Source organism: Bacteroides sp. LFL-34, from assembly GCF_027257075.1.
GTDB classification, from domain to species: Bacteria; Bacteroidota; Bacteroidia; order Bacteroidales; family Bacteroidaceae; genus Bacteroides; species Bacteroides ovatus.
Map to the genome: position 1 here is coordinate 64,232 of NZ_JAPQKZ010000027.1, position 15,955 is coordinate 80,186.

The window sequence follows — 15,955 nt, forward strand, 5'->3', positions numbered from 1 at the left end:
ATTTTAGAATCCTAATTTCAAGCTCAACGTATAAGTCTTGGACAATGGATAAGAAGGTGCATTAGTAGCTCTTGCCTCCGGATCACCCCACAAATAAGGTGTAATAGTCCACAAATTATATCCTGCAAAAGCCAACTGGCATGTATTCAGTCCAAGTTTCTTCATCAATGGGAAGTGAAAATTGTATGCCACCTGAAGAGTTTTCAAACGCAGGTATTTTGCATCTTTCTCATATAAGGTGGAGGTAGCATAGTTATTCTTCGCATTGTCAATGGTAGCTCTCGGATACTCCGAAGATTGTGACGGATTTTCCGGTGTCCATGTATGGTCCAAATGGTATGCCAACAATCCTCCCTGCTCGCTATTGGAAGATGAATAGAACGGCTGACGAAATACATCCGAAATCATACGGCTTACGTTCCAGGCCCCTGTCCATTGAGTACTTATTTCCAGATTCTTCCAACTGAATCCTAAATTAATACCTAGCATATATTCAGGATCATCCGTAAAGCCATAGTCATAACTTGCGTCGTTCGCATCAATCTTACGGTCACCATTCAAGTCAACATATACCGCATCTCCATTTTGAAGAATGCTCTCGTGAGTGGGGAACGGACGATTAAATGTCTGCTCATATAACGCAGGTGTATCCTCATCATAGAAGCGCCAGAAAACGTATTGACTACGCGAACCGATACGGTGTCCCTTCTGATATTGATATAAATTATTCTGCGGGGCTTCCTTCTTTTCAAGAATCTCATTCTGATTATAAGAAAGGTTAATACCCGCCCAATAACGGAAATTATCGCCAATCTTATCGTTCCATTTTAAAGAAAGTTCCCAGCCCCAACTGTCTACACTTCCTAAATTTGAATAGGGAGTAATGAACCCTAACATTCCCGGAGCTGTACCGTCACGCAAAAGGATGTCATTACGACGTTCTTTATAATATTCAAAGGTTGTTTTCAGACGGTCATCAAGGAAGTTAATATCAACACCATAGTTCCGTTTCAGAGCTTTTTCCCATGTCACAGCAGGGTTATTCTTAGCTACCTCACGCGCACCCAGACTAACAGTACCATTATCTGTTCCGAATCCATATCCCCAGGCGTTAGTTGCTCCTCCACTTGCCGTTACACGATTTGCCAAGTCACCTAAACCGACATTATATGGATCAGCCATATACATAAACCGCGATCCTCCAATATTATCGTTACCTACCAAACCGACACTGGCACGTAATTTCAAGAAGCTAACCACCGACTTCAAAGGACGGAAAAACTTCTCTTCACTCATCACCCAACCTATAGAACCAGCCGGGAAATAAGAAAAGCGCAAATCGGACGCAAAGTTTTCCGAACCGTTATAACCCACATTAAACTCTGCCATATAGCGGCTCTTCCAATCATAAGTGACACGTCCGACTAATCCGACATATCCATGAGGAATGTCCGAATATAATTTCGGATAATACTCTTTCTGTTGATTATACAAAACTAAGGCTGTCACCGTATGATCACCAAAAGTACGATTATAATTAAAGCTGGCTTCCATATACCAATTACGTGCTTTGCCTGTAGTATACGAATACTTCACATCTGTATTCTCTCCAAACTTACGATAAGCAATACTACCGTCATCCATCAATACAGGAGTGTATGTAGCAATAGACCCACCAGAACCGACTTTATTAACTGTAAACGAGCTGTTATAAGATCCCTTCACTTTAAAGGAAAGTCCTTTAGTCAAGAAGTCCATTTTTTGATCCAGAATCACATCCACATTCAGCGAATTGTTGCTGGTCTGGCTGAACCCATTTCCATAATATCCCATACCTGTACCTCCTGTAAATGGTAATTTCAGTCCGTCTGAATAAGTCTCATCGCTCGAATTTACCAATTTTCCATCTATGATTCCCGGACTGGAGAAAGGAGTAGCATAATACATATTTTTAATCAATCCGGAAGATCCCTGACTCGTACGCGGTTGATCTGAATTATTCACATTACCACTAATATTGAATGACAAAGTAGTCGTTTTAGTGACATCCATATCCAAGTTTGTACGATAGTTAAACCGACGGTACTGATAGCTTAAATTATAAGGAAGATCAAACTCACTAAAAAGTCCTCCTTGCGTATAAGCACCTGCAGAGATGAAATAACGTACTTTATCTGTTCCTCCCGAGATGTTCAGATTATGCTGGCTCTGAAGCGTAGAGCTTTTCATAATATAGTCAGCCCATTGTATATTTGGGAAACGAATAGGATCGGAACCATCTGCAAATTTTTGAATCACGCCATCACTAAATAAGGCAGATTTGCCATCACCGGACATCATTTGATTATGAAAACGGGCATAGTCATAGGAACTTGCCTGTTCTACCATTTTTGTAGGCATCAATACAGAAGCAGAAGTAGTAAACGAAATTTTCGCCTTTCCTTCCTTTCCTCGTTTAGTTGTAATCAAAATGACCCCATTTGCTCCACGAATACCAAATACGGCTGTTGCCGAAGCATCTTTCAAGATAGAAATGGATTCAATTTCATTCGGGTCGATATCACTCATACTTTCACGATCCACACCGTCTACCTGAATTAACGGTGAAGAATTTTCCCAAGTAGCTTTACCACGAATAAAAATTTCAGCGGCATCCGCTCCCGGCTCACCGGAATATTGTACGGTAGTCAAACCTGTCATCTGCCCTCCTAATACATTGGAAACCGAACCTACAGATACACGGGTCAATTCTTCTCCCTTCACACTAGCGATAGCTCCTGTCATGGTCACTTTCTTCTGCGTACCATAAGCTACGATTTCCACCTCTTCAAGTGCTGTCACATCCTCTACCAGAATGACTTTCATGTCATTTTTCGCTACTACTTTTTTATCGGTATAACCTATAAAAGATACTTTCAATTTCGCACCGGGACGTACATTTATTCTAAATACACCGTCAATATCGGTAATTGTACCATTAGATGTTCCTTCCGCAAGTACACTTGCTCCAATTATCGGTTCGCCTTGGCTATCTACTACTGTTCCTTTTATAGTACTTTGCTGCTGTACAACTTCGATGGCTGCCGAAGCTGTTTGCAATCCCCATGCAGGTGCAAAAGTTGCTATAGTGAAAAACAGAGCGACAGGTAAGGTTGTCCCCTTTATAAAGTTTTTCTTATTCATATATGTATATGTTCATGATATAAGTATAATTTTAACGGACTTTATATACCGTCATTATTTTAGAATGCAAGCATCATACGGAAATAACCGGCACGCGAATCACGTTCACAAATTATGTGATATCTTCCACCAGCCATACCGTGTGTCCATTGGTTGGCTGGAGAACGCTGTGTGCTACTCCAATAGTGTCCACTGTTAGTTCCTGACTCGACAGAGGTCATCTCATCACCATTTACATTCTTGAGACAACGGTTAATAACACTCAAATTCTTAGCGACTGTATCCCAACACATTATAGAGGGCAAATACCAAGGAGTCACATTTGCCGGAATAGCTTCCGCTTCACGATAAGCCTTGATATACGCATAAGCATGGTCGCAAGTAGAAGGACTACCCATACCTTCGTAACACATAGTAAGTAACTGTGTATTATTGTATCCCATTAGTGCTGGGAAAACCAATGAAGCATCATTCTTGTTAACATCCTTCTCTGTGTTACAACCTACAAACTTGTTTGCCCAATTCTCATCTGAAGTAAACCAGTCTGAATAATAACCGGACTTACTTGAATGGAACATTTTCAAAGCAACATCATTTTGTTCACTATCTTTTACCACAGAATTCTTAATAGATAGCACTATACCGTGCGTACATGCAGGGAAATCGCGACGCAAAGCATCAACTTCTGCTGAATAGAGTTCAGTATGTGTTACACTGGGTTGTGAATTTCCTACATAACATACAATACCAATCACATTCTCCGGCACCGTTTCCGCATCTACTGAAACTATTTTTCCATCTGCACAAAAATAGTCTCCTACCTGCAAAGTATGGTTGATTTTACTTTTATCTTCGATGGTATACATTTTCGCCGTTCCTCCTTCCAGCGTACCTTTAGCTTCATATTCCATCTCACTTACTCCAGAATAAGTACCCTTAATTGAGAATTCCTTCTTCGGATTAACCAAGAAACGGTATGTATCCGTACTTTCCTGATAATAAGGAGTTGCTTGAGTATTGTTCACTGTAAACGAACCGGCTGTTAATGGTAACAAATAATCATCTATACCGCCATTTGTAAAGCTATAGGTCAAATTAGGCATCTTCACTACCGCAAGAGCCATCCGATGTTGCATAGTAAAAGCGATCTGTCCTTTCAAACGATCCCCCTGAACACTACCCGTACTCGTCATCAAATCATATTGTGTATAATTTCCTTCATTTTGTTCACTGCCTATTTTCCAATTGTTGACGTATGTTTCAAAAGGATCCACCTTCGTCGGATCAAAAGTCACATTCGCATTATACGGATAGTATGCATAAAAAGTCATCCGCTGAAATTGTGAACCTTTGTATTCAATAGGATCCCCTCCATCAGTCAATTCCCAATAGCCATCTGTCAGTGTGAATTTCCGATTCTTGATATCCTCTACCACCGTTTCTCCTCTTACCGCAAATATACCGATAGCATCTCCGTTAGAAAATCGGGTAGTATATCCATTCTCTGTAGCACGTGTCTTACCACTTTCGTCCATAAATCCTTCATCAGACACACTAATCTGAAATCCCTGCAAAGAATCCGGTGTTTCTCCGGTGAGTTCTTCATTTTGCGAGCAAGACGCAACTATGGCTGCGCCAGCCAGAAAAAGCATTGATATATAATTATATATTTTCATAAATCTCATGTTTATATTTTTAGCATTTTTATCTATATTAGATTGGTAAACAGATCACTTCACAACAGGCTGTGGAGTTACGGTTTCTTCTGTAATATTCCAACTAGGATTAGTTATCTCTGTTCCAGTTTCAGCTATACTCGGGTCGGATGTTATAGGATCGTGGTTTTCATCCTCCCATCCTATTATTTGCGTTTGTTCTGTAATTGTCAACACATAATTATTGTCCTCGTATTTATTTGTCTTGATGATGTAATTATAAGAAAATCCTGATTTCAATTCTGTCAAGTTAGCAAACTCGGCTTCATAAAGATAACCGTTCATTCTAGCTTGGATAGTTACTTTGCCTTGCACCTTCTGTGGCAGTAAAATAGCTTGTACTGTATAATTATCCTGCTCTCCTATTTTATCCCAATAAATATCATCTTTATCCGTAACAGGGTCTTCACTGACTGTTGTCTCCCCTGTTTTAGGATTAAATGTACCATTATTCTTAAGCCCAATAAGATAACAAGTTATATCTGCCAAGTCCACACCTTCGCCAGCTTGAAACTCCAATCTAATACGACTCATCACATGATTGAATGCTAATGTCACGTTCGGGGTTTGTGATGTAGCCTTCCCTTTAGCAAAAAGAAAATCTATCTTCGCACGTTCTTCTGCTGTAGCTTGATTGTCACTGGCTGTAGTCACTTCCAATACAGGTTGTTCTTCACCTGATGTACCAGAAAATGGAGCGTATGCCACTACATCATACTCTCCGGAACCTAATACCCAAATCTCTTCTGCATTTCCTCCTTTTGCCGCAAAAAGACCATTGCCCTTGTATTTGTAATGAATATTCACTTGTTCCGTACCACAAGTGATTCCTACCGAGTCTTCTGCCTCCCAGTTTGTTTCCGTAGCTCTTGTAACAAGATTGCTAGCCTCATGATTGTTTATTACTGCACTAAAAGAAACTTTCGCTCCCGTATCACCGGTAAACTGAATATCAGTTTCTTTAATATCGTTGCTACATCCTGCTAAAAGTAGTAAGGCAACAGCAGTTGTGACATAGTTTTTTTTCATACCATGTTTTTTAAAGTTAAACATATTTTTGTTGATTAGTAAAATCGTCGTAAAGTAAAAAAGACAATGGCTGCATTCTTTTCCAACCAGCAATTGAAATAAATGAAGCATTTTTTTTGTTGTTTTCCATATCTATTAGATACATCTGTTAAGTTAAACAAAAGTTAGATTCTCTTTTTAAAAGTAATTTTTCACACTCTACCTGTGAAAAAGTGTTGCAAACATAACGACTTAATCAAGATATAGCAATGCAGAATCGTACAAATGCATGGAAAATACCGTCTTTTGCACGATATTCCATGCTGTAGGAGCGATTTTCGATTAGTACCTAATGACTATGAACCTTTTTGTTTCTATTTTATTGTATGGAAAATAGTAATTTATAAACCTAAAAATGATATGGCGAATTTTTCAATTGTAGTTGTTCCAACTAAAAAATTATCAAATGGCAGACATCGAATAAGGATAGCCGTAGCACATCATTCTCAAACCAGATATATATCTACCCAATTTACTTTGGATTCTGCCAATCAACTAAAAAATGGTCGAGTAGTAAGGCATGAGAATGCAGCGAATATGAATGCCTGTCTTCGGAAACTAATCAATGAGTATGAAGAAATTGTTACATCGATCAGCTATTTACCAGCAATTTCATGTACCGAACTTATACATATAATTACTTATGAACAAAAGAAAAAAGGTATAACCTTTCAAGCTGTTGCAAAAGAATACATGAATTTCATGAAAGGAGAAGAGCGGGAGAAATCTTATAAACTTTATAAGATAGCTTCCGAAAGATTAGTCAAATATATGAAAGGGGATTTTCCTTTAATTCAATTGACACCTATACATATCCAAGGATTTGCCAAAGTTCTTCACGAGGAGAATCTGGCAGATACAACTATCAGAATATATCTGACTTTAATAAAGGTGATAGTAAATTATGCCGGTAAGATGAATTATGTATCTTACTCCATTCATCCTTTTGTCCTCTTTAAGATGCCGACAAGTAATGTGCGGGAACTTGATTTGTCAATAGATGAACTGAAGAGAATACGTGATGTCCGGCTTTTAAAGTCTTCTTTATCCATGGTGAGAGATATTTTTATGCTTACCTATTATTTAGGCGGTATCAACCTGAGAGATTTATTAGCATATGATTTTAAAAATAAGAACGATATGCGTTATGTGCGTCACAAAACACGTAATAGCAAGAAGGGAGAAAATGAAATTGTATTTACTTTGCAGCCTGAAGCAAAAGTGCTTATAGATAAATATATGTCGAGAAATGGGCATTTGCAGTTTGGTAAATATTCATCTTATAAACAAATATATAGTTTAGTCTTCCGACATATAAATAAGGTAACAGAACTTTCGGGGGTAAAGAAAAAGGTTACTTACTATTCCGCCCGAAAGACATTTGCACAACACGGATATGATTTAGGCATTCAAATTGAAAAAATAGAATACTGTATCGGACACAGTATGAAAAATAACCGTCCTATCTTTAATTATATTAAGATTATGCAAGAACATGCCGATAAGGTGTTCCGTGCCGTACTTGACCAATTGCTATAGTATAGATAGTTTTTCACTGCTATTTTTAGTTCCTTCTTTTGCTAATCGATTTCATTCCGATCGCTATCCTTTTTTCGTTCCACTATAGTTATCCGCAAAGTACACTATAGTTACCCTTGCGGATAACTATAGTCAAACGCAAAGATAACTATAGTGGAACGAAGAAAGATTCGCATACCGGATAACTCATAATAGGTAAAAAAGATATTAATGGTACTAATTGTTCAAATCTTATCCTCAATTGATTGCTAGCTGTATGTAGTCGTTTGATGCGCAGGTAGTTATGTTTAAAAAGAGAATCTAACTTTTGTTTAACTCTATAATAAATACGCTATGTAAATATATTAATATCATACAATATATTATACTACTAAACCTCTATAAAGTACTACGTTACAGGAATATCCATATAAAAAGAAACAAAGAGTCTTCATTAGAGGATAAAAAGATAAATCAACAATAAAGGATCTATAAACCAATATTTATAACTTAATAATTAAAGTATGAAAAGCAACCAAAAAGGTAATCACCTGTATGCCTATAAGGATACTATCCGACGGCTATTTCTTCTCACTTTGTTCTCCTTTTTAATAGTAGAATCTTATGCCCAGAATAAGACAATTTCGGGCACAGTTACAGATTTTACCGGAGAACCGGTTATTGGTGCCAGTGTGTTGGTTAATGGTACTACTAATGGTACAATTACTGATTTAAATGGCAAGTTTTCTCTTTCCAATGTACCAACCAAAGGTACAATCACTATCACTTATATAGGATATAAAAAACAAGAAGTATCCGTAGCAGGAAATACCAACTTTAAAATTACTCTTCAAGAAGATACCGAGACCTTAGACGAAGTAGTAGTTGTAGGCTATGGAGTACAGAAAAAAAGTGACGTAACCGGTGCTATGGCTCGCGTAGGTGAAAAAGAACTGAAAGCAATGCCTGTAAGAAATGCACTAGAAGGGATGCAAGGTAAAACAGCCGGTGTAGATATTACATCCAGTCAGCGTCCCGGAGAGGTGGGCAACATTAATATTCGTGGACAACGCTCTATTAATGCGGAACAGGGTCCACTGTATGTGGTAGACGGTATGGTAATTCAAAATGGAGGCATTGAAAATATCAATCCTTCCGACATTGAAGCTATTGACATTTTAAAAGATGCTTCAGCCACAGCTATTTATGGCTCACGTGGTGCCAACGGTGTGATTCTTGTAACTACCAAAAAAGGAAAAGAAGGTAAAGTGACCCTAAACTATTCCGGTACTGTCACTTTTGAAACGCTACACGATGTTACAGAAATGATGTCTGCCGCCGAATGGTTGGATTATGCCCGCTTAGCCAAATATAATGCAGGTTCTTATGCTTCTGCCACTCCAACTTATGAAGCAGATAAAGCTGCATTTGGTAGCGTAACCGCTTCATGGAAAAACATCGAAAAGGCATGGGTAAATGGAGTCTACGATCCATCTTTAGTAGGATCATACGACTGGGCTTCGCACGGTAAACAGACGGGGATTACACACGAACATACCTTAAGCGCATCCGGAGGGTCTGACAAATTCCAAGGCTATGCCTCATTCGGTTATTTGGACCAGAAAGGTACACAACCAGGGCAAGCATATGAACGTTATACATTAAAGACCTCATTTGATGTAACTCCTGTCAATTGGTTCAAAATGGGATCTTCAATTAATGCATCTTATTCCACTCAAGACTATGGATATAGTTTCTCCAAGTCTGTAACCGGTTCGGGTGATTTCTATAGCGCATTAAGAAGTATGATTCCATGGACAGTACCTTATGACGAAAACGGTGAATATGTCCGTTATCCGAGTGGGGATGTAAATATCATCAACCCTATTCGTGAATTAGACTACAACACCAACCAACGCCGCACTTTCCGTGCTTCTGCTAGTTTGTATTCGCAAATTGATTTCGGCAAAATCTGGAAACCCCTGGAAGGCTTATCTTATCGTCTTCAGTTTGGCCCTGAATTCCAATTCTACACTTTAGGAGTTGCTAATGCAGCAGATGGTATTAATGGAGATGGTAACAATGGTGCACAATACAAGAACGAACAAAAACGTGCATGGACATTGGATAACCTGATCTATTATAACAAAGCCCTGGGTCAACATAATTTAGGCATGACATTGATGCAATCCGCTTCGGCCTACCATTACGAGATGGGAGATATGAGAGCTACTAATGTAGCCTCATCGGATGAGCTTTGGTATAATATAGGATCTGCCGGTACACTAAACTCTTTTGGCACAGGTCTGACCGAAACTCAAATGGCATCTTATATGATTCGCCTAAACTATGGTTATAAAGATAAATACTTATTGACAGCATCTATGCGTTGGGACGGCGCCTCTCAATTAGCCGAAGGGCACAAATGGGCAAGTTTCCCTTCTGCTGCTATCGCATGGAGAATGGATCAGGAAGATTTCCTGAAAGACATCAGTTGGCTGAATCAGTTGAAACTTCGTATAGGTATGGGTGTTACAGGTAATGCGGCAATCAAAGCATATGCAACTAAAGGCGCTATCACAGGCTTATACTATAACTGGGGACAGAATGAGTCATCTTTGGGCTATGTACCTTCAGATCCTTCACAGAAGGAACCCGCCAAAATGGCTAATCCAACTCTAGGCTGGGAAAGAACTACACAATACAATGTTGGTGTTGACTACGGTTTCTTTAATAACCGACTTACTGGTAGTATCGATGCATACAAAACGAAAACTGATGATTTGTTACTGGAAATGTCAATTCCTTCACTAACGGGCTATGTTTCTACTTATGCCAATGTGGGTAAAACATCCGGATATGGAATTGACCTACAAGTAAATGCAATACCTATACAAACAAAAGATTTTTCTTGGAGCACTACTTTAACATGGTCAATGGATAGAAACCGAATCGACGAATTGTCTAATGGTAGAACAGAAGATGTGAACAACAAATGGTTTGTCGGTGAAGAAATCGGTGTTTATTACGACTGGGTATATGATGGCATCTGGAAAACAGAAGAAGCTGAAGAAGCTGCCAAATACGGACGTAAACCGGGACAAATCAAAGTGAAAGATTTAAATAATGATGATACAATAGATGCCAATGACGATAAGAAAATTGTAGGGCATACACGTCCACGCTGGACAGGTGGCTGGAGTAACACTTTCAGCTATAAGAATTTTGAGCTATCCTTCTTTATTTTATCACGTTGGGGATTTACTGTTCCACAGGGAGCTGTTACTCTTGACGGTCGCTATATGCAACGTAAAATAGACTATTGGGTAGCCGGTACCAATGAGAATGCAAAATACTATTCACCCGGTTCCAACGGTGAAGGAGCCGATGCCTTTAACAGCGCAATGAACTATCAGGATGGCTCGTACATCAAAGTTCGTAATATCTCATTGGGTTATAACTTTACCCCACAACAATTAAAGAACTTGGGTATCAATAATTTGAAGCTATATGTTCAAGCCATGAATCCATTCAATATCTATAAAGCATGTGACTTTTTGGATACAGACTTGGTAAATTATGACAATAATACCAAAATATTTGGTTCACCTACCACTTTGAAGAGTTTTGTAATAGGTGTCAACATCGGATTCTAATAAACAAATTAAAGTAAAGACATTATGAAATTAAATAGAATATTATTTGCAGCTTTAATGGCCAGCGTAACAGGAAGCTCGATCACTTCATGCAGTGAATCTTTCCTTGATGAGAATTTAACAACTCAACATAGTACCGACCGCTTTAAGACACAAGAAGGTCTTGATGAATTAGTGACTGGAGCCTATCAGAAACTGAAATTCAAATTCAACTATATATGGGGGATTCAGTGCTACAACATGGGAGTGGATGAATTTACTGATGCTAATAATGTTATTCCAGCATGGAATCACTATAGTCAAGATTTAAATTCATCTGAAAATGCCGCTAACCAACCTATCTGGGACAATTACTACGGACTGGTTGAACCCGCAAACATATTGATCCAAAACATACCTCAATATTATAACCAAAGTTCACCCACATATAACACACGCTTGGGAGAAGCACACTTTCTAAGAGCCTATGCTTATTTTGAATTAGTGAAGCAATTTGGTGGTGTACCGTTGAAATTAGTTCCGTCTACAAGCGCGGAAACGTACTTCACACGGAATTCTGCTGAAGAAATATACACACAGGTTATAGCTGATTTTGGAGAAGCCTACAGACTACTTCCGGATAAAGGTGAATCAATCGGACGAATTAACAAATATGCTGCTGCCCATTTCCTTGCAAAAGCACATTTATTCCGTGCCTCCGAATTGTACAGCGATTGGAATAGTAATTATATAGCATCCGACCTCGATGCTGTTATTCAATATGGTTCGGAAGTTGTAGACGCACATCCGTTGTGTAATGATTATGTAGAACTTTGGGACTATGAACAGCCGAACGGAGCCAATGAAAAAGTAAGTGAAGTGATTCTAGCAGCTCAATTCTCTAATGATGAATCAACATGGGGACGTTATGGAAACCAGATGCATCTTTATTATCCGGCCGTATACCAAGGTAATGATATAGGTGGATGTAAACGTGACATCTCCGGAGGACGTGAATTCTCATACGTAAGTGCTACAGAGTATACCATGCAGGTATTTGACCGTGTCAATGACTCTCGTTTCTGGAAATCATTCATCACCTGTTATGGAGCCAACGAAACCAAAAGTGCTCCCACCTGGACAGCAGAAGATATGCCATACGCTCCGGCAGGTGTAAAAGAAGGTGACAAACGTTTCAGTGGAGGTGAACTCGGTATGAAATACATCGTGAATGACCCGGGAGACAATCGCTATGAGAAATATCCCAACGCTCCGGCATATACTGTTTTGAAAGATGGAAAAATGTGTAACACGTATACATATGTACGCTATTTCAAAGGACAGGAACACAGCTGGAATATAAATGAGAAAACAGGTAATTATTACGATATCATACCTCACAAGCGTTCAGTAGCTTTATCTAAATTCCGTGATGGTTATCGTGTTTCCATCGCATCTCAATTCGGTACTCGCGATGCTATCATCGCCCGTTCGGCAGATGATGTACTAATGGTTGCCGAAGCATATATTCGTAAAGGTGAAGCCAATTATGACAAAGCTGTCGAATGGATGAACAAACTACGTGAACGTGCCGGTTATAAAACTGGTGAAGACCGTAGTAAGAACGTAGATGGTGGACAAGCTTATAAGAATAATCCTTATTGTTCCGGGAAAGGAGGCGGTCACTCCTCCGAAGGTGCTATTTACTGGGAAGAAAACACCTATTATGAGTCAAACAATATCGAACAGGAGACTACTGCTTCTACCAAAACTACGATGAAATTAAATAGTGTGGCAGACGTTTATAACTCTACAGTCGACACTCCTATCTACAACGAACTGGGATGTACATCCAATGCTGACAAAATGATGTGCTTCCTATTAAATGAACGTACCCGTGAGCTTTGTGGCGAATTGCAACGCTGGGAAGATCTGGCACGTACCAAGACGTTAGACGCCCGCTGGCATAAATTCAACGACGGTGCCAGCAGAGGTCTTGGCGAATTCAAATCGGAGAAACATTACTATCGTCCGATCCCCCAAGCCTTCTTGGACGGTATCACCAATTCAAATGGTTCTGCACTAAGCAATGAAGAAAAGAAAGCAATGCAGAATCCGGGATATTAAGATAAACAACTAAACTTATTGCCACTTGGCACTCTTTGAAATAGTATTCCTAATCAAAGAGTAGCAAGTGGCAATATTATTTCTTATATTTCCGTTGTTTTTCACTTCGTCTTCCTCATAAACATCTTAATCTGTTCACTAATCTGCTCCATCCCCTTTATCGAAGGATGACCGCTCTTTTTGTCAATATCATGCAGTTCAATACAATCAATGTTATAGTGATTGCAGATAGCTCTGACTGATTCATTAAACTCTTCCTTTAAACCAGAGTTCAGCAGAAAGTAGATTTCAACATTAGGATAACGATCAATCATGTGGTCAAGCAGATATGCCATAGCCGGACGGAATGTATATAAATCTTCCTTGGTCCACCCTTCATACTTGTAATCCCCAAGCGGTGAGCCGGCCCAACAATCATTCGTTGCACCGAAAATAAAGATGATATCCGGACATCCCAGCTTATCCATACGGGTAATAAAAGAACGATCCGAATAATCAGCCTGATTATAACCGGTATTACAAATCGTTGCACCGGAAAAGGAGTTGTTGACACAAAGGCGGCAGTTATTCTCTTTGATGAATTTATGCCACCAGGTCTGCTTTACGGAAGTTACATCCGTTTGCTGTCGCGGAGAAACATAATACCAAATGCTATTGGTATCGGGTTGCAGGTATCCTTCAAATGTTGAATACGAATCGCCTAAAATAGATATAGATTTCAGGCTTTGAGCAAAGCTGATACTGCTATATAGAGTGATTAGCAGTAATAATAAAAGGATTTCTTCATCTTAGCATAAAGTTTTCAATTTTGCTGCTAAGATACTACATTATACTAAAATTATAGCATGAAATTTTCTACTACTTTCAGGAAAGGGTCATTTCCCTTTCCTATCATAAGTCACATTCTTTTCCACTACATTCTCTACATTATTCACTTTCTTCACGAACTCCTTTACCTCTCCTACTTTTACATCCCTAATCATTACATTCTTAGCCGGAAGTTTGGAGTTACCTTTCAGTTCGTAAATAGCATCTGCCGATTCACAAGTCACCTTATCCATATAAATACCATCAATACGAGTAATTCGTTCTTCATAAGTAGGTACCAGATCTTTCCATTGGTATAACACTTCGGTATCTATTTCGAGTACACGTTGAGCCGTTCCTGCCTTTACATTCTTCATATAAACATTCTCTATAAATCCACCTCTGCGATGATTGGTTTTCACAAAGAAAAGGCGCATCACAGAATTCGGAGCAGTACAGTCATGCATATAAATATTCCGTATTCCTCCCGATATTTCGCTTCCGATACCAAGTAAAGTATGTCCTTTTAGAATCTGACAATTACGGATAACGATGTTTTCACAAGGAGTATTCAACCGCCAAGCATCCTGATTACGTCCGGCTTTAATCACTACTGCATCATCCCCCTGATCGAAAGAGCAATCTTCCACTAAAAAGTTACGGCTCATTTCAAAATCAATACCGTCATTATTATGTCCGTGTGCTTTTACATCGAGATTACGCACTAATCCCCCGTCACACATATAGAGATGAATGGTCCAAAACGGACTTTCACAAATCTTAAACCCATCCAATAAAACATTCTTGCAACGATTGAAATGAATCAAATGCGGACGAAGATGGTTCTCCCCTATTGCCATCTGACGTTCGATCACAGGGATATTAGTCGAAGCTTTTGTATACAACTCCTTCAATGCTTCCAAATGAGACTGAGGACGTTTGAACCATACTTTCCAGGTATCCATCTTCGGCTGAAGAGTCCCTTTACCTGTAATCGCCACGTTCTCACATTCAAAAGCATAGAGTAATGGCGAATAATTATAACATTCCAAGCCTTCCCATGAAGTCATCACTGCCGGAAGATAATCAGAAGGATTATCCGTAAAATTCAAAACCGCATTCTCCTCCAAATAAAGATTCACATTACTTTTAAAATGAATGGGACCGGTCAGCCATGTACCTGCCGGAACAACAACACGTCCGCCACCGGATTGGTTACACGCTTCAATAGCACTAGTAATTGCTTTTGTATTATCTACTCTTCCTCCATTGACGGCACCGAAGTCTGTAATTATAAAGTCCTTATCAGGATAGATAAACACTTTAATAGGTTGCATCGGAAAAGGAGCGGTTACTTTAAGCACTTCATAGTTGCCATTTTTCGAAGTAAAAGAAGCGGCTAACAAATAAAAACAAGTACAAGTTATTAAACTTAGAAAATATCTTTTAATCATATCATTACTCTATTATCCAACATACCAAGATAAAACATTCTTAGCTATTTCACACTCTGAAAATCGGGAATTCGTTTCACATTAGCGCCTTTCATTACTCCCTTCTTTATTGCTTCATTTGTGGCAGTAATTTCTTGTTTTACTTTCTTATAATAATCTTTTGTTAACCCATTGGCTATGGCATCTGACTCTGTTGCCGCCCAGAAATATTGATAATCTGTCAATATCAGATCCGGTGCCACTTTTGCAAAAAAGACAGAATCTCCTTCAAATTTTTCACGTAAATCTCCTAAATAAATAGTATCCGCCGGATTTATTTTCTTATCATTTTGAGATTTATTACTCGAATTACCAACACAAGAAGCAATTAATATTCCTCCAATCAAAAAACAATAGTTCAACAGTCTCATAATAAATAATTTAATTGTAACATAATTCTTTTCAACAC

Annotated in this window: 9 protein-coding genes; 3 read left to right on the forward strand and 6 right to left on the reverse strand. The window is 38.8% G+C overall.

Going from position 1 to position 15,955, the window contains the following annotated elements; genetic code table 11:
- Positions 1 to 3 precede the first annotated feature (3 nt).
- Genes N5O98_RS16345 through N5O98_RS16355 form a run of 3 tightly spaced genes read right to left on the reverse strand, consistent with a single transcriptional unit; the run spans position 4 to position 5,927 of the window.
- A complete protein-coding gene (locus tag N5O98_RS16345; RefSeq protein ID WP_004301566.1) occupies positions 4 to 3,183 on the reverse strand; it encodes a SusC/RagA family TonB-linked outer membrane protein in 3,180 nt (1,059 codons plus the stop codon).
- A 59-nt stretch (positions 3,184 to 3,242) separates the two neighbouring features.
- Entirely contained in the window at positions 3,243 to 4,859 is a 1,617-nt protein-coding gene (locus tag N5O98_RS16350) for a fimbrillin family protein (RefSeq protein WP_004308489.1), read from the reverse strand.
- Between the two features lie 54 nt (positions 4,860 to 4,913).
- Positions 4,914 to 5,927, reverse strand: coding sequence for a fimbrillin family protein (locus tag N5O98_RS16355; protein WP_157133807.1), 1,014 nt, complete (start codon positions 5,925 to 5,927; stop codon positions 4,914 to 4,916).
- A 399-nt stretch (positions 5,928 to 6,326) separates the two neighbouring features.
- Here N5O98_RS16355 and N5O98_RS16360 point away from each other — a divergent pair, with 399 nt between their 5' ends.
- From N5O98_RS16360 to N5O98_RS16370, 3 genes are all read left to right on the forward strand, one after another.
- Positions 6,327 to 7,505, forward strand: a complete 1,179-nt coding sequence (locus N5O98_RS16360; protein WP_032856251.1) for a tyrosine-type recombinase/integrase — start codon at positions 6,327 to 6,329, stop codon at positions 7,503 to 7,505.
- A gap of 503 nt (positions 7,506 to 8,008) precedes the next feature.
- Positions 8,009 to 11,140: a SusC/RagA family TonB-linked outer membrane protein gene (locus tag N5O98_RS16365; RefSeq protein ID WP_032847379.1), complete on the forward strand. Its 3,132-nt coding sequence runs from the start codon at positions 8,009 to 8,011 to the stop codon at positions 11,138 to 11,140.
- A 24-nt stretch (positions 11,141 to 11,164) separates the two neighbouring features.
- Positions 11,165 to 13,246, forward strand: a complete 2,082-nt coding sequence (locus N5O98_RS16370; protein WP_032847382.1) for a RagB/SusD family nutrient uptake outer membrane protein — start codon at positions 11,165 to 11,167, stop codon at positions 13,244 to 13,246.
- Positions 13,247 to 13,347: 101 nt separating this feature from the next.
- On the opposite strand, the gene N5O98_RS16375 is transcribed toward N5O98_RS16370, so the two are convergent.
- From N5O98_RS16375 to N5O98_RS16385, 3 genes are all read right to left on the reverse strand, one after another.
- Entirely contained in the window at positions 13,348 to 14,025 is a 678-nt protein-coding gene (locus N5O98_RS16375; protein WP_032847384.1) for an SGNH/GDSL hydrolase family protein, read from the reverse strand.
- A gap of 96 nt (positions 14,026 to 14,121) precedes the next feature.
- Entirely contained in the window at positions 14,122 to 15,507 is a 1,386-nt protein-coding gene (locus N5O98_RS16380) for an alpha-d-galacturonidase (RefSeq protein WP_004309137.1), read from the reverse strand.
- A gap of 44 nt (positions 15,508 to 15,551) precedes the next feature.
- Positions 15,552 to 15,917 (reverse strand): hypothetical protein, encoded by a 366-nt coding sequence (locus N5O98_RS16385; RefSeq protein ID WP_004301557.1) that lies wholly within the window; start codon positions 15,915 to 15,917, stop codon positions 15,552 to 15,554.
- Positions 15,918 to 15,955 lie beyond the last annotated feature (38 nt).